18 protein-coding genes and 1 pseudogene are annotated in these 17,727 nt (G+C 58.9%); 10 read left to right on the forward strand and 9 right to left on the reverse strand.

Translation table 11 applies throughout. The features are described 5' to 3' along the window. Nucleotides 1–172: 172 nt before the first annotated feature. Both GFM02_RS31805 and GFM02_RS31810 read right to left on the reverse strand, forming a co-directional pair. A complete protein-coding gene (locus GFM02_RS31805; protein WP_077975745.1) occupies nucleotides 173–430 on the reverse strand; it encodes a GlsB/YeaQ/YmgE family stress response membrane protein in 258 nt (85 codons plus the stop codon). A gap of 168 nt (nucleotides 431–598) precedes the next feature. Then, nucleotides 599–817, reverse strand: a complete 219-nt coding sequence (locus tag GFM02_RS31810; protein ID WP_168323891.1) for a hypothetical protein — start codon at nucleotides 815–817, stop codon at nucleotides 599–601. 840 nt (nucleotides 818–1,657) lie between these two features. On the opposite strand from GFM02_RS31810, the gene GFM02_RS31815 reads away from it, so the two are divergent. Next, entirely contained in the window at nucleotides 1,658–2,101 is a 444-nt protein-coding gene (locus tag GFM02_RS31815) for a hypothetical protein (protein ID WP_348644003.1), read from the forward strand. A 348-nt stretch (nucleotides 2,102–2,449) separates the two neighbouring features. On the opposite strand, the gene GFM02_RS31820 is transcribed toward GFM02_RS31815, so the two are convergent. The 3 genes from GFM02_RS31820 to GFM02_RS31830 are packed head-to-tail and all read right to left on the reverse strand — an operon-like array spanning nucleotide 2,450 to nucleotide 3,778. Next, a complete protein-coding gene (locus GFM02_RS31820) occupies nucleotides 2,450–3,061 on the reverse strand; it encodes an ATP-dependent Clp protease proteolytic subunit (protein WP_131645280.1) in 612 nt (203 codons plus the stop codon). Between the two features lie 46 nt (nucleotides 3,062–3,107). Continuing rightward, entirely contained in the window at nucleotides 3,108–3,467 is a 360-nt protein-coding gene (locus GFM02_RS31825; RefSeq protein WP_168323892.1) for an SRPBCC family protein, read from the reverse strand. Continuing rightward, entirely contained in the window at nucleotides 3,464–3,778 is a 315-nt protein-coding gene (locus tag GFM02_RS31830) for an ArsR/SmtB family transcription factor (RefSeq protein ID WP_003557361.1), read from the reverse strand. The genes GFM02_RS31825 and GFM02_RS31830 overlap by 4 nt, the downstream gene beginning before the upstream one ends. A gap of 696 nt (nucleotides 3,779–4,474) precedes the next feature. Here GFM02_RS31830 and GFM02_RS31835 point away from each other — a divergent pair. Next, entirely contained in the window at nucleotides 4,475–5,344 is an 870-nt protein-coding gene (locus GFM02_RS31835; protein WP_168323893.1) for a hypothetical protein, read from the forward strand. A 237-nt stretch (nucleotides 5,345–5,581) separates the two neighbouring features. On the opposite strand, the gene GFM02_RS31840 is transcribed toward GFM02_RS31835, so the two are convergent. Further along, complete coding sequence (locus GFM02_RS31840; protein ID WP_168323894.1) at nucleotides 5,582–6,193, reverse strand: TetR/AcrR family transcriptional regulator; 612 nt, start codon at nucleotides 6,191–6,193, stop codon at nucleotides 5,582–5,584. Nucleotides 6,194–6,330: 137 nt separating this feature from the next. On the opposite strand from GFM02_RS31840, the gene GFM02_RS31845 reads away from it, so the two are divergent. From GFM02_RS31845 to GFM02_RS31855, 3 genes and pseudogenes are all read left to right on the forward strand, one after another. Then, nucleotides 6,331–6,720, forward strand: coding sequence for a RidA family protein (locus GFM02_RS31845; RefSeq protein WP_168323895.1), 390 nt, complete (start codon nucleotides 6,331–6,333; stop codon nucleotides 6,718–6,720). A gap of 338 nt (nucleotides 6,721–7,058) precedes the next feature. Continuing rightward, a pseudogene (locus tag GFM02_RS31850) lies at nucleotides 7,059–7,375 on the forward strand (PepSY domain-containing protein). Nucleotides 7,376–7,391: 16 nt separating this feature from the next. Next, nucleotides 7,392–7,991, forward strand: coding sequence for a general stress protein (locus tag GFM02_RS31855; protein WP_168323896.1), 600 nt, complete (start codon nucleotides 7,392–7,394; stop codon nucleotides 7,989–7,991). A gap of 116 nt (nucleotides 7,992–8,107) precedes the next feature. On the opposite strand, the gene GFM02_RS31860 is transcribed toward GFM02_RS31855, so the two are convergent. Together GFM02_RS31860 and GFM02_RS31865 are read right to left on the reverse strand one after the other, a co-directional pair. Next, nucleotides 8,108–8,971, reverse strand: a complete 864-nt coding sequence (locus GFM02_RS31860; protein WP_432444459.1) for a ferritin-like domain-containing protein — start codon at nucleotides 8,969–8,971, stop codon at nucleotides 8,108–8,110. A gap of 160 nt (nucleotides 8,972–9,131) precedes the next feature. Next, nucleotides 9,132–9,854 carry an RNA polymerase sigma factor gene (locus tag GFM02_RS31865; RefSeq protein WP_168323897.1) on the reverse strand — a complete coding sequence of 241 codons (723 nt, stop codon included), beginning with the start codon at nucleotides 9,852–9,854 and terminating at the stop codon, nucleotides 9,132–9,134. 1,083 nt (nucleotides 9,855–10,937) lie between these two features. Between GFM02_RS31865 and GFM02_RS31870 the strand changes: the two genes are divergently transcribed. From GFM02_RS31870 to GFM02_RS35335, 3 genes are all read left to right on the forward strand, one after another. Next, the gene (locus tag GFM02_RS31870) at nucleotides 10,938–12,461 is read left to right on the forward strand and encodes a winged helix-turn-helix domain-containing tetratricopeptide repeat protein (RefSeq protein WP_168323898.1); all 1,524 of its coding nucleotides are present in this window, start codon (nucleotides 10,938–10,940) and stop codon (nucleotides 12,459–12,461) included. Between the two features lie 905 nt (nucleotides 12,462–13,366). Next, entirely contained in the window at nucleotides 13,367–13,603 is a 237-nt protein-coding gene (locus GFM02_RS31880; RefSeq protein WP_168323923.1) for a hypothetical protein, read from the forward strand. A 291-nt stretch (nucleotides 13,604–13,894) separates the two neighbouring features. Next, nucleotides 13,895–14,209 carry a hypothetical protein gene (locus GFM02_RS35335; RefSeq protein WP_246792535.1) on the forward strand — a complete coding sequence of 105 codons (315 nt, stop codon included), beginning with the start codon at nucleotides 13,895–13,897 and terminating at the stop codon, nucleotides 14,207–14,209. Between the two features lie 53 nt (nucleotides 14,210–14,262). Here GFM02_RS35335 and GFM02_RS31890 read toward each other — a convergent pair whose 3' ends face one another. Continuing rightward, complete coding sequence (locus tag GFM02_RS31890; RefSeq protein WP_168304802.1) at nucleotides 14,263–15,027, reverse strand: class I SAM-dependent methyltransferase; 765 nt, start codon at nucleotides 15,025–15,027, stop codon at nucleotides 14,263–14,265. Between the two features lie 327 nt (nucleotides 15,028–15,354). On the opposite strand from GFM02_RS31890, the gene GFM02_RS31895 reads away from it, so the two are divergent. Both GFM02_RS31895 and GFM02_RS31900 read left to right on the forward strand, forming a co-directional pair. Beyond that, the gene (locus GFM02_RS31895; protein WP_168323899.1) at nucleotides 15,355–15,855 is read left to right on the forward strand and encodes an AAA family ATPase; all 501 of its coding nucleotides are present in this window, start codon (nucleotides 15,355–15,357) and stop codon (nucleotides 15,853–15,855) included. 408 nt (nucleotides 15,856–16,263) lie between these two features. Beyond that, on the forward strand, nucleotides 16,264–17,691 hold the full coding sequence (locus tag GFM02_RS31900) for a DUF1254 domain-containing protein (RefSeq protein WP_205930553.1): 1,428 nt from the start codon (nucleotides 16,264–16,266) through the stop codon (nucleotides 17,689–17,691). Nucleotides 17,692–17,727: the final 36 nt, after the last annotated feature.

A 17,727-nucleotide genomic window follows, 5' to 3' on the forward strand; every position in this document is an offset into this window, starting at 1 on the left:
CAATGAACATCCTATTGCGGAATTTTTATCCGGTGTGTTGCGAATAGCCGCCCATTTATCCGCTATCTCGACCGCAATACCCAGATGTCGCCGCGACCGCGTCATTCCAAGTTGAAAACGCCGTTATGGGGATGCCGAAGGCGGCCGGTTTGCGAAGCCGCCTTCTGTTTGATCAGACCGTCCGTCTGACCATTCTCGCAACAGCGATGAGGATACAGGCTCCGATGAAGCCCGCGATCAGATAACCCAGCCATCCGCCAAGGACGACGCCGAAGAGCGACAGGATAAAGTTGGCGACGATGGCGCCGACAATACCGAGAAGGATGTTCATCAGCACGCCCATGTTGCTCTTCATCAGCAATTCGGCGAGCCAGCCGGCAATGCCGCCGATGATGATGGCGGCGATCCAGCCGATACCTGCACTTTCCATGGCAATTCCCCCTTGTGAATGATGAGTGGACGACGCGGGCAATCACATCTAGCAGATCCAGGCTAAACCGATTGCCAAGCGACGAGACTGTAAATCTTCGCCGCGCCAGTTGGTTCCATAAGCCCCCGCCCCAAAGCGCTCGCGTGCCCCTCCCCGATCGGCTTCAGGTCACTTTTCGGCCGCCGGCCAATCGTTCGCAGGCTCCTCTATGACGGCAACATCGTCCTCCGCAGGGTCGGGATCGCGCTCAAGGGCTGCGCGCAGATTGCCGGTCTCCTTGATGATCGTATCGAAAACGTCCTGCTGCCTGGCCCCGGCCACAACGCAGTCGTCGACGAGATGCTCCAGCTTGGCGCGAAGCCCAGCCTTCCAATTATTTTTGCTCATGACCTTTTCCTCCTCTGATCGACCCACACGGAGCATGGTCGCTCGCCTGTTCCACCGCCTATGATGAGCGGGCGGCGGTTTCCGCGCTCAGAATACAGTGATCGATGTGTGGCCCTGGTTGACGGTTCGATCCTCGCCAAATCCTGTTGTCCGGGATGAGATCGCGGCGAACGGGTAAGGTGCTCGCCTGGCATTTCGTTGCCCGCACCGAGAAATCGGAAAAACCGGTGCGTTCACCATCTCCGTCACGTCCGATTGGCACGCCGCGACCTCGGCGGATTAACCGATAGCCGCTGCAACGGTTCCGCCCTGTCTGGACTCTTTGCATCCGTGACAGGGTCTCGCCTTCGCCGCTAAGCTGATATGCAAGGCCGGCATTTATTTCGAGCCCGAGACTATGCCAAGGCAATTGCCTAAACTCCGCGGCTTCCCGGTCCAGCTGGGCATATTTCCCGCTGTGCGCGCGGCGGATTTGCGCCATTACCGGTCTTCATGTTCATCTTCCCTGACAGGGCGATGGGGCATTCTATTTGCCGATTAGTTGTGGCATTTATTCACCTCGCCAAGAGGGAGATATCCACGAGTGAGCAGATACTGTGATTCGAGTATTAGCAACACCTCCTGTCAAAACAGCTATTTTCTCGCCCCTATGACCTTTTCGCAACTATTGTTTGACCTTCGCTTCAGTTCGTCTTTTTCGGCATCCGCGAACGTCAAGATGAACATTGAGAGATGAACTTGCTGCCTATCTTAAGGTGCTTGCGGGCGCTTCGCGGTTTCACGGTCACCGGTTTAGGGATGGTATTGTGCTTCCCGCTCGCAGGATGCTCATATCATTTTATGAGCGGCGTTGAGGGAAGCTACACCGCCACGGGTACTCCGCTTCTCGGGATGGTTTCTTCAAATGACGAACAGGCAGGGGGCACGCTTGAAATCGGCTCGGCCGAGAAGCAACAATGCAAAGGTTGGTACAGCCTATCGCAGTTAAAAACAAATCGATGGAAGCTAGAGACCGAGCGAACTTATCGAGGCCAGATCTACTGCCTGGACGGTCGAGCAGGAGAGTTTGACCTCATATCGGCGGATAAGGGAAGGACGGGTTCGTTCATCGGTGAGGTCAACGGCGAGGCATTTCAAGTCAATCTGATAGAGCCGAAGAATAGCAAGTGTGAGACGGACGAATGCAGATGGGGTTTGAAGTGGACTTACGAATACCCAGACAGAAACACAAAGACGTATCAAAAGGTTGCAGCTGAACATAAGACCTACTCAACGGACCGATGATCAAAGCGACAACATTCGCTAACTTTGGTGTGTTGAGTTTGGCTCTGACGCGCTGCTTGAGAATTCAGGCAGCCATGCGCTCCATACCGCTTTTGGATTTGAGGAGACACAGCGCGTCGTGTTCTTCCGAAGCCACTGTAGGCCGGCGTTGCCCTTCCACTCGGCTTTAACGACTTAGCGCGCGAAAGCCGGCCGTCTGGTTGCCACCCCATTTCAGCCCTTCCTTATGCGCCAGATAGCGTGATCAGAAAGCCGCCAAACAGGGTGAGCGTTTATAGGTCTTTCCTGAAAGCGTTCGAGGAGTTTCGCCGCAAAACTCTGTCGCAAAAGTTGGGGTTTCACGGCAAGCTATAGGCTGTCCGTGTCTTCCCGAACCTTTAGAATACGGTCGATAAGACCCCATTCCAATGCTTCTTCCGCCGTCATGAAGCGGTCGCGATCCATCCCGCGCTCGAAGTCTTCATAGGAGCGTCCGCAATGCTCCGCGTAGAGCCGCGTCATGCGCTGCTTGGTTTTCAGAATTTCTTCGGCATGAATCAGCATGTCGGAAGCCTGCCCTTGGAAGCCGCCGGATGGCTGGTGAATGAGGATACTGGAATTGGGCAAGGCAGCTCTTCCGCCGGCCTCGCCTGCCATCAGCAGGAACGATCCCATGGAACGGGCTGTCCCCATGCAAAGCGTATGAACTGGCGCGCGGATAAAGCGCATGGTGTCGTACATGGCGAAGCCGCTGGTCACGACGCCGCCCGGAGAATTGATGTAAAGATTGATCGGCTTGTTTGGATTCTCGGCCTCGAGGAACAGTAACTGCGCGCAAACCAGGGCGGAAACGGTATCGTTGACCTCGCCGTTGAGGAAGATGATGCGTTCGCGCAGGAGGCGGGAGTAAATGTCAAAAGACCGCTCTCCTCTGCTGGATTGTTCTACGACCATAGGGACGAGTTGCATCGCTTCGCGCATAGGCGAACTCCAATCTTCCAGAATTTAAAGGGGAGAGCTTGCCGCGTCAGGCGGCGAGCATGAGGGCCGGACTGTTGCTGTTCGCGGCCGTTTCCGCCATCCGGTCAAGTCTCGCGTCGGTGAGCTCGTGGATAATGCGCAGGCGGGTGCCGCCGGTCGCGTTCGGGACGATCGTGAACGTCACCGTGCTTTCAAGGAAAGGTGGGGCATCGTCGCGCAAGCTGTAACGGACTACCTCGCCAGGTGTGATGGTGGCCGGGGTGGGATCGGCCAGAGCGTCGTTCGGCAACCAGTTTTGCCGAAATTCCGGAATGCTGATTGCACGCCAGACCTTTTGCGGCGGTTCATCCAGATCGAATTCCAGTTCGATGCCGTCTTTCTGCTCCTTGGCCTTTCCATCGTTCATTGGTCCATATCCTTCAGCAAGACCTTGAGAGCTTCGATGCGGGCAGGCCAGTAGGCGCGATATTTCGCCAACCATTGTGCGATGAGAGCCAGCCCGTCCGGATCGACTTCGTAATTCACGAAACGCCCCTGCCGTTCTTCCCTCACGAGCTTTGCGCTCCGCAAAACCGAGAGGTGTTGCGACATTGCCGGCTGGCTGATCTCCATGCCCTCACGCAGGGCACTGGCGTTCATGCCGCCCGCCGCCAGTTTCTCGAAGATCGCGCGGCGGGTCGGATCAGCCAAGGCTCGGAAAATGTCATTCTCGATCATGCCGACACATAAGCACACACTTATGCGATTCGCAAGTCTATTTCGCGATGGCTTTTCCGTTGTCGCGCAACTCCTGACTTTTGCGACACTCCGGTCGTTCCTGAAAGCGTTCGAGGATCCTCGCCGCAAAACTCTGTCGCAAAAGTTGGAGTTTCGCGGCGGCTTCCGCGCTCAAGAAGCAGTGATCGATGTGTGGCCCTGGTTGGCGGTTCGATCCTCGCGAATCCTGTTCCGCGGGATGAGGTCGCGGCGAACGGGTAAAGGTCCTCGCCTGGCGTTTCGTTGCCCGCACCGAGAAATCGGAAAAACCGGTGCGTTCACCATCTCCGTCACGTCCGATTGGCACGCCGCGACCGCGGCGGATTAACCAATAGCCGCAGCAACGGTTCCGCCCTGCCTGGACTCTTTGCGTCCGTGAAACTGTCTCGGCTTCACCTCTAGAGCCGATATGCAAGTCCGGCATTTATTTCGAGCCCGAGACTATGCCAAGGCAATTCCGCGCCGGACGAGATGAAACTCGGCAGTCGTGTGTCATTATATTTTGGTGATGGCATAACTTGCCTACACTGTGCTTTGCTGCCGTGACGGCTTTTTCTAGGGCTGCCCTTAAACCCCACAGAAGAGCCACCAAAGCTCGACATCGCGTAGCCCATCTCGAAAAAGCTGCTAGATTGAAGTGGCAAAAAGAGGGGCGTAATGACCGACGAAACAAAATCCAGTGCCTTGGCGGCCGCAAAGGAAGAGCTTGAGATAGCGAAGATCAAACTCGAAATTGCTGACCTATCAAAACCTTGGTGGCAGCGTTTCACGGTCTCGGCGCCCTTTGCAACAATCTTCGTTGCGATCATTGGTTACGTCACAGTATTTCAAACCGGATACTTCGATCAGCGGAGGATCAGACTTGATAAAGAAGTAACTGAATTAACTTTAACCAAGGAAAAGTTGACGAACCAGAATGCTTACCTTGGAAAATCCATAAGAGAGAATGCGGTTATATTCAAAGCATCCCTAGTAAAATATCTGACGGTCGCCAACTTAGAGGTAATGTCGTATATTTTCGTTCCCTTCGAACCCAGAGAATACTGTAATGTTGGAAAAGCTGCAGTTGAGGGAAATATTCTGATTGGGGGGCCATTTGAATCGTCTGGATTTGCATTCTCGGCCTATTTCTTTCGACATATCGAGCTTCCGAAGGCGGGAATGTCTGCAACCGCGTCGAAAAATTTGGATGGTTTACTAGAGACACTAGCAAGCGAATTCGAGATGGGCAGTCACAGCACTTTCAAAAATCTAATGGCAAAGCACAATATTGAGGAGTTCGGTCGCCCTTTTGGTGACCTATCTGGTCCGATGGAGTTGGAACCTAAGGCGCGGCAAATACTTTGCGACCATGATCAAACCGCAAATTTCTCAGTCTCGGAAATTGAGACCGCCAAGGCACAGTTTGAACAGTTCTCCGGCGCAAGGGCCACGTTTTCACTTGTTGTCGAGGGGACCTTTAGAATTCTTGCTGCCGAGGTCAGCCTGATGCCTGCAAGCGACCTCTTTGGCCAGCCAGAGAAATAAGATGATTTGATCGCGCGGTCCGTTTCTGGTGGAAGCGGACCTACAGGCGGAAATTTCGATTGTCTACTCAGGGCTGAAAGCAGACCGATCGCTCCATCATCATCCAATGGTGAACTAAACGACTACCGATCGAGCCCGTGCCGCTTCCTTTCTCTCGCTTCGAAGAGCGGGTAAGGAAATGGAGCCACTTTCGCCATTACGGGTGAACGTCCCTTCGCTCGACTGGCTTTTGACAAATCACAAACGCTCCGCCAGCAGACCGGCCGCCAAGGCATGAAAAGCCTCGACCGCCTTTGGCATCACGCTTTGCGGATCTTCGCTGGCGGCGATCCAGAGGGCGGCATTGAGAGCCGCGCCGCTCAGCAATCGGGCGGCCGCCTCCGGGTCGAGCGGCTTGAGGATGCCTTGGGAGATCAGGCGCTCCACCGTGCTCCTGGTCACCTGCAGGCAATTGTTCTGGCTCGGCCATTGCGAGGGATCGCCCAGCACCGCAGGTCCGTCGAGCAGGACGATGCGCTGGACCTCCGGATTGAGCGCCATCTCGATATAGGCGGCACCCTCGGCAAGCAGGCCCTGCCAAGCGTCCCCTGCGCGCGCTCCGATCTCCTGAGCGCGCACCGCCATCTCCGTGTCGATCTGATCGACGACCGCCGCCAGCAGCCCGCGCTTGTCTCCGAAATTATGGTAGAGGGCGCCCCGTGTCAGATCGACGTCAGCGGTCAATTCGTCCATCGATGCTGCGGAATACCCCTTTTCCGCAAAGCTCTTGCGCGCCGCCGCGATCAGCTTGACGCGGTTTTCCTGCATCGTTTCGCTGCGTTTCCTTGCCATGCAATCCCTCAATTTCATATACGAAGCGTATATGGACTTGACATACGATGCGTATCTCATACATTTCGCATACGAACCGTATATCAAATGGGGCGCGAGATGTGAAGCGATACGTCGCGCTCAGCGGTCGTTGTCAACAATGAAGAGAGATCAGAATGACCCAACGCGAAGCAATCTTTCCGGCCGACAGGCACGCTCTTTACGAGAAGCACGGCTATTCCGCCGCGATCCGATCCGGTGATCTGCTGTTTGTATCCGGACAGGTCGGCAGCCGTTCGGACGGAACGCCGGAACCCGATTTCGAAAGCCAGGTGCGGCTCGCCTTCGAAAACCTGAAGGCGACGCTGAGTGCCGCCGGCGCAACGCTGGATGATATCGTCGACGTCACCAGCTTCCACACCGATCCCGAAAATCAGTTCGGAACGATCATGGCGGTCAAGGAGGAGATGTTCAGCAAGCCACCCTACCCGAACTGGACCGCCATCGGCGTCAACTGGCTGGCCGGCTTCGACTTCGAGATCAAGGTGATCGCCCGTATTCCGTGAAGTCATTGACATTGCCGGGGCCGCATCCGTCACCGCACGACCTGCCGGCAGGAGAGCGGCCCCGCGCTGCCACCTCTTGGATATGACAAAAACACAACTCTAGGAGTTATAGGATGGGCCTACACCGAGGCCCTTCCTCAAGGCGCCCGTGGGATCGTCGGTTACCCCACACCGTTACTGTCTGCTTACTTTGCCCCGGCGCCGCAGAGAATAATCCGCAGCGCGCCGCTTTCCCATATATTTAGAAAAATCAACTACATAATCTCACGGAACAAAGATCTCTCTTGCGTGTTCTGACCGCATGGATCTCATCTGATCCGGAAATGGAAGAAACACATATGAAGAAGATCGTCTTCGCGGCGGCAATTCTGGGCGCGTCTGCCATTGCAGCCTTTGCCCAAACCACACCGACTCCATCCAAGGATGGAAACACATCTGCGGTTGCAACCCCGGACACCAAAAATCCGACCGCGCCCGTTGAGGGCGCCAACAGCTTTACCGAAGCTCAGGCGAAGGATCGCATTGCGGAAGCGGGTTACACCGACGTCAAGGATCTCAAGCTCGACGACAAGGGGATCTGGATGGCCTCGGCATGAAGGACGGGAAAGCCGTCTCCATTGCTCTCGATTATCAGGGCAACATCGTCGCCAAGTAACCCAAGGAGAAGCATGATGAGAACTGTAACCGGACTTTTCGATGACTATTCGGACGCTCGCTCCGCCGTCACCAAATTGGAAGCGGCAGGCATTGCCTCAAACGACATCAGTATCGTCTCCAACAAGGCTGGCCGCGTCCATCGCGACTCTGACGTTGGCAAGGATGCCGCGACCGGCGCCGTCATCGGCGCTGCCGTCGGTGGCGCCGGCGGCCTGCTCACCGGACTGGGCCTGATGGCCATTCCCGGTGTCGGGCCGGTGGTTGCCGAAGGCTGGCTGGCCGTGACTGCGGCCGGAGCTGTCGCCGGCGCCGTCACCGGCGGTGCGGTTGGTGGCCTGATCGGCGCCCTCACCGACTCCGGCGTTCCGGAAGACGATGCCCACCTCTATGCCGAAGGTGTCCGCCGCGGCGGCAGCCTGGTCACGGCCAAGGTCGACGACGCCCGCGCCTCCGAGGCGCAGGCTATTCTCCAGGGGTCAAACTGCGTCGACCCGGTCGAACGTCGGCGTGCCTATAACGAACAGGGCTGGACTCGCTTCGACGACAGGCTCGATCCATACGCCCCCGAGCAGATCGCACAGGAGCGCGACCGGTATCCGCGGACAGGCATTTAATCGAGTTCAACCGTCCTTGCACGTCGCAAGGAGGGTTGAAGCGTTGATCTCACGCAGAGCGGCGGATACCAATCCGCTCAGTTTCCGGTGGCCAATCGTCACTCGTCGCAACTGGCTCAGGTGGACTTGAGCGTGCCGTTCATCCCTTCCGGATAGAAGCCGCCCTTGCTCACTCCGTCCTTGTCAGTGAGGTAAACGATCCGGAGCACCTCCTGCGGCGTTCTGGTGAATGCGATCGCATCGGGCGTCGAGGGAACGATGTTGGCTTTTCCGTCCCCCTGGATCCCCTGGTCCTTATCGTCTGATCCGTCGATTTTGTCTCGGGCATCGGAGACCGCGTTGGCGGCCTTCCAGGCTTCCTCTCCCTTTCGGTATAGCGTCGATCGCGCCATTCCCATGTGATAGGCCTCGACCGCCAGGATGCCTGCGGCTGCGGCGAGGAAGTCCTTGTTTTTCAGAACTGTCGCCGCACCGGCATAGGCGGTGACGCCGACATCCTCGAACACCATCCCGCCGAGAACGAAGTTCGTTTCGTTGCCGAAGGGGTCGAAGTCCGGCCCGAGGCCCGCCGCTTCCGCGACGGCTTTGAAGCCCGCATCGAAATCGATGGCCGGCCTGTCAACCGCGTTGGTTCCAAGCGTCTTGCGGTAGAAGCGGACGTGCGCGAGTTCGTTTTCCGCGACTTCCTGCATGAATTCGCCGATGGCGGGCGTCTCGAACGAGACTTGCTTTCCACCAACGACGTCGCCGGGTTTCGAACCGGCATCGGCTGCGTCGATGCCCATTCCGGTGGTGCCGCGGAGGTAGTATTCAGCCTCCATATATTCGAGGTTGAGCGCAAAGCGGAAAATGTCCTCGTCCGATATGTCCTGTGCCAATACCGGCGAAGGCTGCGCAATTCCGCTGAGTGCCGCTCCGGCTCCGAGTACGATAAGTCCCTGAAGCGACTGACGCCGGGATAGGTGAAGTGGGCCCTGCATGGCGATCTCCTATGTTTGTTGATTCAGCACCGCTGTCAGCACCGCGGCACCGAATGCGTTTGCCTGACGATTAGATGATCCGGGCCGCCAAAATATTCCCGTCCCGCTACAAGGGCCCTGCGAAAGGAGCCGGCGTAATCTCGGCGTGGACGGCCTCTTGCTAGGTGCGCTCGGTCGCCTCGTTCAACAGCTGCGTATCCATTCGAACCAGGCGAATTGCCAGCCGATCGAGGACTGATTGCGCGAGGCGGTCACAACGAGCGCCAGCGAAGAGAAACGTATCCGTGAACACGGTGGCGAGCTGGTCCCGCAGCGCTTCGCGGAGCAGCCGGCGTGCGCGATAAAGACGGGTGCTCACTGTCTGAGGTCGCAATGCCAAAAGAAAAGCCGTTTCCTCAATGCTCATTTCCTCGACGTCCCGCATGACAAAGACGATGCGAAAGGGCTCCGGCAAGTCACCGACGGCTCGCTCCAGCAGGCCGCGGATTTCAGCGAGAGCGGCCGCCTCTTCGGGATTAGGCTTGTGTACGCTGAACGGAGCGACCATGCCTTCGAGGGCTTTCGCGTCTACGGTGGGTCGCCTTTTCCGGCGGCGTCCCAGTGCCTCGTTCAGCGCGATCCGGGTGAGCCAGGTCGACAGCCGCGCCTCCGCGCGGAATTCGGCCAGATGGGTGAAGGCGTGGATATAGGTCTCCTGAAGTACGTCCTCCGCCTCGGTTTCGTCATTCAGGACGGCGCGGGCGACCCGGTGAAGCCGCAGATTGTGACGCTTGATGATTAGCCAGAATGCGGCGGGGTCAAGCTGTCGCGCGTGTTCAACCAGCCCCGCGTCGTCAAGGTCCTCGATCCTCACCGCCTCGGTGGATCCGCTCGGCTTCATCATAGGCGCTCCAGATGCATCAGCTTGCTATGAGATAAGCATTTCCGGCTTTTCGGTCTGCGGCCAGGTGGAGACTTGGGACTCTACCGGACCAGAGGTCTGCTGACCAAGTAAATCGGACTTGTTGCGGAGCAGTTCTATCTTCCGGTTTTGGCGCAACTGAAACTTCCAGCGTGGTCGCCGGCGATGCCTGCTTTCAGGAAGCGGCAAAGATCCGCTCAGAAGCCGGAAAGGCGGGCAAACACTTCGCCCAGCGATCGGAGCCATCATCCGGCGAAGAGATTGGTGGCCATGTAGTCGACGAACACCCGAACCTTGGGAATACCGCGCTACCAGCGTCGTGCGGCATGCAGTGAACGCCTCCCTTCCCGCGATCGAAACGACAACCTTCGATGACGACAGCCACCACTGCGTGCCGCGCTGGATGATCCTTGGCAACGGAGTCCTGGGATCCGGCCAAGACGGCCCCCCAACCTCCGTCATTCCAGGCCCTGAGCCTGGAATCCATGCCCACGGCTGACGGAGGCGAGAGTGGATCCTCGGGTCAAGCCCGATCCTCGGGTCAAGCCCGAGGAGGACGGAGCGGGGGGTGAGCTTTGGAGCAAGGACAGCGACGCATCCGGACATGATCGACGGTTGAGAACTTCTCTGCCGACGCGATCGTTAGATTGTTGGGCAGCCGGATCGTCTGGATCGCGCTTCAAGGTCGGCATTACCGATTCCTGCCTGATAATTTCATCATCGATCGTGTTCCGCCCAGTTGTGTCGGCATCGTTTTTCAGGAAAGGTTGCGACATGCGACAATCCCCGCTCAGAGATCGCGCCGCCCCTCATCCGGCTGCCGCCACCTTCTCCCCGCTCGCGGGGCGAAGGGACATGCGGCGACCTCTCCGTACCCCGCCACGTCTCGCATGGCACGTCCCCTCTCCCCGTCATTGCGACCACACACCACGCCGCGTCCGAGTAACGAGCGAGTTCCGGTCGTTTGCCAAAGTCGCGCCGGCCAGACCCCTGAAAGGATGAAGAGCCGTCGGCGAAGACCTGGTGTATGCTAGGCAACGGGATCCGTCACAGGTGAGGATCGTCATGGTCGGTTCGCCAGCAATTGCCACCCTTATCCTCAACGACAAGGTTGTCGTCGACCTGGAAGGCGAGACGCTCCGTCTTGAGAACGGCGATGCAATCGCCCTCAGGCCGCAGGCCTTTGCGGTCCTTCGCCACCTCGTCCAGAACGCGAACAGGCTGGTCACCAAGGCCGAGCTGCTTGAAGCCGTCTGGGGAGGCGCCGCCGTTACCGACGACAGTCTCGTTCAATGCATCCACGAGATCCGGCGAGCGCTCGGCGACGAGCGGTATGCGGTCTTGGCCACCGTCTCGCGGCGGGGCTACCGCCTGTCGCTGGAGCGTAGCGACGAGAGTGCGCTCGGCGGCCCTTCGATCGCCGTGCTGCCGTTCGCCACCATGCGCGACGAGCCCAATGACTACTTCGCCGATGGCTTGGTCGAGGACATCATCACCAACCTCTCGAAGATTCCGGGTCTGTTCGTCATCGCACGCAATTCCTCCTTCGGCTTCAGGGGCGAGAAAGCCGATCTGCGCACAATTGCCGCCGAACTCCGCGTTCGCTACCTGCTGCAGGGCAGCTTGCGACAGTCCGGGGGGAGGCTGAGGATCAATGCCCAGCTTGTCGACGGCGCATCGGCCACTCATGTCTGGGCCGACAGGTTCGAGGGCGCGGCAACGGACGTGTTCGATCTCCAGGATCGGTTGACTGAGCAGATCGTGGGCTCGATCGAACCGAGTGTCCGCCGTGCGGAGATCGAGCGTGCACACCGCAAGCGGCCCGAAAGTCTGGACGCGTACGATCTCTACCTTCGGGCGCTGCCGCACGCCCACGCGAACACGCCCGTCGAGACGGACAAGGCCCTGCAATTGCTGGCGCGCTCGATCGAGCTTCAGCCCGACTATGTCGCTGCGCATGGCTATGCCGCATGGTGTTACGAGCAGCGCTACCTGCGCAACGGGTTGGATCCCGCAGACAAGGCGACCGCACTCAGCCACGCCGACATTGCGTTAGGCATCAACAGCGACGACCCGCAGGCGATGAGCATCGGCGCGTTCGTCCGCGCCAACCTCACCCGGGACTACGACGCCGCCGTCGAGGTGCTCGACCGGGCTCTCGCATTGAACAACAATTCGGCCCTGGCCTTTGGCTTCAGCGCTTTGGTCAGTGCCCACAGCGAGCGACACCAGCGGGCGGTGGAACATGCGCACAAGGCGCTGCGGCTGAGCCCGCTTGACGATCCGCTGAGCTACCATCCCTACTGCGCACTCGCCCTGACCCACCTCTTTGCCGGCGCCTTCGCCGACGCAGCCAGATACGCCGCTCTGGCGGTCCGGGCAAATCCCGGCTTCAGCATCCCGTACGCCTATCTGGCGGCCAGCCACGTCGGCCTTGGCAATGTCGAAGCCGCGCACTCTGCGGCACGACGACTGATCGAGGTGGCGCCGAATTTCTCGGTCGGCGGCTACGTGCGAACGAACCTGTTTCAGCCGTACTTGATGGACGCGCTGGCAGCGGCCTTGCGAACGGCCGGGCTTCCCGAATGAGGCAGGCCAGCGGCGAACAAACCGCGTCAGGTGCGGCGCTGTCACAAGCCGCCGGCCCCCAGATCATATCCGTGGACGGATAGACCAGTCGAACCGCGATGCGAACAACATCTGCGTCATGAAACGTCCATGACGCATCTCCTGCCTTGGTCGGCGTCGAGGAATTCGCGGGCGACCATATCGGCAAATGCTTTTCTAATTCGAAACAGGGTCGGGCAAAGATGCCGATCGGGGAAATATCGTCATTTGATCGGAGTCCGTTCGTTACATGCGGCAGGACCTCGCTCACAATTGCCGGCAGATTTGCGACCTGCCGCCCCCGGAACACTAAAGATGAATCGCGCTTTGTATTTCTCAGCTATCCTATCGACGCTGTCTTGCTGGAATGGCGCTACCGCCCACGACACCGAGTCGGGATGGATCTATCCACCCGCATGCTGCCGAGGAGACAAAGAACGAGGCGATTGCCACGAAATTCCGAGTACCAGCGTGAGCACCGGTCCTGACGGTTTCAGAGTGCTGCTCAATCCGGGCGACCATCACCTCGTCACAAAGCAACACTTCTTCCGAATTCCGTATGGTGCCACCATTCCGTCCGGAGACAGTCATTTTCACATTTGCTTGCACCCAACCGAAGACCACGCGAACTGCTTCTTTGCCCCTCCTTACGGATTTTGATTTGTGAGGCATCGGAGGCGCCACCTGCGGGCGGGATGCTGACAGTCAGCTTATTGTTGGAGGCACCACAAAGCAGCCAGTGGGTTGGACGACCTGACCGGTGCGCTCACCCATGCGAGCGGTTCATCTTTGAAAGCAGACGAAATGTTGCAATCCACTGTCACCCATTGACGTGAACAGGTTTCACCCCAATACGGTCAGGTCAGCCAGACGACAACAGGAGTGTAATCGTGAGCGAACCGACCGTAGCAGATGCAACAAACCGCATTTATGAGTCGCTCCAGGCAGACAATGCCGAGATCGACGCGCACATCGCGACCCTCAAGGCGGCGTTGACGCGGGCGGGTTTGAAGGAGGCCGTATTCGACCCGGCTAGGCTCGTGCAGAATAACCGTTCCGGCAGGAAGCGAATGCAGGCCTACTTTCGCCAGCGCGGTGTCATGGTGAAATTCTCAGACTCGTGAAGCCTTCCCTCAATGGGGGCTGACCTCGCATTGGCGTCGGACGCGAATGAAGGTCGCGTCGAAGTTAACCTGCCTCATATTGGCCTTAGTGGCCGAGAGGGGCTGCTTGCCCTTCCCGACGCTCGGGGCGGGTGGACCATGAGAGTTGACCGAATGTGGGCTCGCTGGAATAATGAGCCGAGCAGCGTGACGTCGGGGGGGTGCGACACTGCGGCTCGTGCTCACCCCGTTTGATATTCCTATGGGGAGTCCTCGATGTCTGTCATTTACAGGCCAGCCCAGGCGGAGGATTTGGCCGCCACCGACGTGCTGGTGGTCGCCAGCATCAACGATCTCACCACCCGACATGGCTTCGGCCCGATGGCGATGCCAAGCCCTCCCAACTTCCAGCTGTTTTCGCTTGAGGACGACCCCGGCGGTCTATGGATCGCGGAGAACGACATCGACATCGTCGGATTTGCCGCGGAATCCAGGATTTATGTGAGCAAGAATCGGTTCCTGCCACCTTCGTCGTCGACCGCGCGAAGCAGGATGACGTCTTCGATGCGATCATCGCCGAAATCGACCCCTGATCCTGCGGATGATCGTCCCAGGCGCGAAGGCTGAAGAGCCGTCCAACGAAGGGCCGGGAGCCTGCCGTGATCTGCGGGCTGCAGACGTCAGAGGGGCCGAATCCCTTCCGCCCATGACATGCCGAACCACACCGCCGAATCTGGCGCCTTGCTCCACGCCATCAAGGTGTCGAGACCTGCGGTGACCGCGTCTCGTGAAAGCCCGGTCGCCACGATGTCGTCGATCGCTTCGTCGACGATGCTCGCAATGTTGCGAACCACATCCTCGAAATCGGGATCACCCGCGCAGCCGCCGAAGAAGACAAGCGTGTTACGGCGAGGACGTAGATCCGCCTGGTGAAGCAATTGCACCAGACGACGCCCGACGATAGGGTCGTTGCGATGCCTGTCATAGGTGCGCTGATAGGCGTTCCAGACCGACGAGAACCCTGGGGGTTCTGGCCATAGCCGCAGGCCATCGTAGTCGTCATCGGACAGGATCACACGGCCACCCGGCCGCACCGCGCGCGCCATGTTGCGGACGACCTGCAGCGGGTCGGGTATGTGCTCAAGGACGAAGCGAGCGTGAGCGACGTCGAACTGACCGAGTTCGTCGTCGCGAAGGGGCGGATCGAGGACGTCGCCCTGCCTCATCTCGATCATTCCGGTCTCGTCGTCGGCCGCCGCTTGGCGCAACGCCTCGGCGATCTGTTCGGGACTTCGCTCCAGCCCGAGCACCGGGACGCAGGTAACCCGTGCCATCATCCGCGAGTACTGACCAAGGCCGGCTCCGAAGTCGACGACGCGTTCACCGGCGGCGAGCTGCGCGGCATCGATACACCGCTCGTTGAGCCGCCTGTTCAGTGCGGTCAACCGCTGTTGCTCTGCCTCGCTCGATCCATGTGTATAGTGAGATGATGACATTCGCTGCCCCGCTGAGTGGCGCAACAACGGTGCCAGAATTCGGGCGGGAGTCAATGAGGTCGACTGGAGATACCACAAAGCAGCCAGTGGGTTAGACGACCTCACCTGTGAGCTCACCCATGCGCTCCGTCTTGACCCCGGAGCAGAGCGGTCCTACAAGACAGACCATGGCAACACACCTCTGATTGGCCGCGCCTTGCGGCCTTGAGCGAAGCGCAGTCCTGCACGACACCGCGGGGCCACTTCCACTTGCCAAGCCAAAATCAGAGATTTCCAATGCCCACGCTCTACCTCACTTGCGGTCTTCCCGGTTCGGGGAAGACGTCGCTCGCCAAGATCATCGAACATGAAGCATCTGCCCTCCGTCTGACCGGAGACGACTGGATGCACAGGCTTTACCCCGGCATCTCTACGCCGGAAGCCGAATCTGGTCCGTGCCGTGGTAGAGTCGAGAGCCTACAATGGCAGATCGCTCTGCGTGCCATCAGGCTTCAGTGTAACGTTGTCGTGGATTGGGGAGTGTGGTCACGGGCAGAACGCGACACCTGCCGCAAGGAAGCGCGCGCAGCGGGTGCCCGCGTCGTCCTCTGCTTCCTCGACGTTCCCTTTGATGAGCTTTGGGACCGGGTCTCCCAACGAAACGCCGAGCTTCCAGTCGGCACGTTCGACATCTCGCGGGCGGACCTGCTTAGGTGGTCGAAGCTGTTCGAGCCGCCAACCGCCGAGGAGTTGGCGCTTTACGATCTAACCCATCCAGCCATCGCCGCCTTTAGATGAAATGCCACAGCGCCAGGGTATTCTCAGTCTGCGTGGTAGGCGGGTCCGGACCAGCTCACTCGTGAGGACAGCCAGCCACCCCAACTCGGTCATTCCGCATTCATAAGGTCACGGCCTACCTCCTTCGAGGTAATTGCAACTTTCGGTAAAGGCACTATGGTCCGAGGTAGCAGTGCCGGCCACGGTGTTCGTCGTCCATCACCGTGACGTTCCGGGGATGGACGACGACAAGCCCCAGAGTGCCGTGCGTCCTTTCGGACGCTCCAACATTTTGAATCTACGCATCGTGCTTTCCGAAAATCCATTCCGATTTTCCGGCCGATGCCATGGCCGTCAACACGCCTCCAGCATCTCACCTGAACCGCCGCCCCAGGCTTCGAACCGACTGTTGTCGATGAGGACATGATGATGATCAAACGTGCAATATCGCTCACGGTAGGACTTGTTGTCGGTCTTTCCCTTTCGGAAGCCGCTTTTGCTCAGGAAGCGATTTCGGAGCAGGAGGCGCATAACATCGGCGTGGATGCCTATGTCTACTTCTATCCGTTGCTGTCGATGGACGTCACCCGGAAGCAGTTCACCAATGTCGAGCCCGGCAAGGAGTTTGGCAAAGGGCCGATGAATATGTTCGTGAACGTTCCGGAATATCCCCCTGCCGATTTCAAAGGCGTCGTACGCTCGAATTTCGATACGCTTTACTCCATTGCGTGGCTGGACCTTACCAAGGAGCCGCTGGTCATTTCCGCGCCGGATACGGCCGGACGATATTATCTCCTGCCGATGCTCGACATGTGGACGGATGTTTTCGCGTCGCCGGGCTGGCGGACAACGGGAACGGCGGCAGGCAACTTTCTCGTCACGCCGCCCGATTGGACGGGGACGGTTCCGGACGGCGTGACGCGGCTTGCCGCGCCGACCCCGTATGTCTGGATCATCGGGCGCACCAAGACGGACGGACCTGCGGATTACGCTGCCGTGCATGCAATTCAAGCAGGCTACACAGTCACGCCGCTGTCTGACTGGGGCAAGGCGGCCCAGCCGGTCACGGCCAAGATCGACCCAAGCGTCGACATGAAAACGCCGCCGAAGATTCAGGTCGATACCATGGCGGCTGCGGCATACTTCACCTACGCTGCCGAACTGCTGAAGCTGCACCCGCCCCACATGACCGACCAGCCGATCATCGCCCGGATGAAACGCATCGGCATCGAGCCCGGCAAGAGCTTCGACTTCGATAAGCTCGCCCCCGCCGTCAAGAAGGCGCTGGAAGATGTGCCCGAAGCAGCCCAGCAGCTGATGGCGTGGAAGGTGCCGACCCTTTCGCGCGTTGCGAACGGCTGGTCGATGAATACCGACACCATGGGCGTCTACGGAAATTACTACCTGAAGCGGGCGATCGTCACGCAATTCGGGCTCGGCGCCAATCTTCCCGAAGACGCGATCTACCCGCTGAACCTGTTCGACGAATCCGGCAAGCCGCTCGATGGCGCCAACAAGTATATGATTCACTTCGAGAAGGGAGCAACGCCGCCCGTGAACGCCTTCTGGTCGATCACCCTCTACGACGCGGACGGTTTCCAGGTGGCAAGCGTACTCAACCGGTTTGCGGTCAGCAGCTGGATGCCGTTCAAGATCAATGCCGACGGCTCTCTCGACATCTATTTCCAGAACGAGAGCCCCGGCAAAGACAAGGAAGCCAACTGGCTGCCCGCACCCAAGGGGGCGTTCAACCTCACCATGCGTCTCTACAGCCCAAAGGCCGAAGCCCTCACCGGCAAATGGAATCCGCCTCCGATCACGAAGGTTCAGGGATTGCCGAGCTTAGCCGCTCAGTGACGGGCCGGCATCTTGTCCGTTGACCCGTCGGTTCGC

It is taken from the genome of Rhizobium leguminosarum bv. viciae (assembly GCF_012276115.1).
In the GTDB taxonomy this organism is placed as follows: Bacteria; Pseudomonadota; Alphaproteobacteria; order Rhizobiales; family Rhizobiaceae; genus Rhizobium; species Rhizobium leguminosarum_T.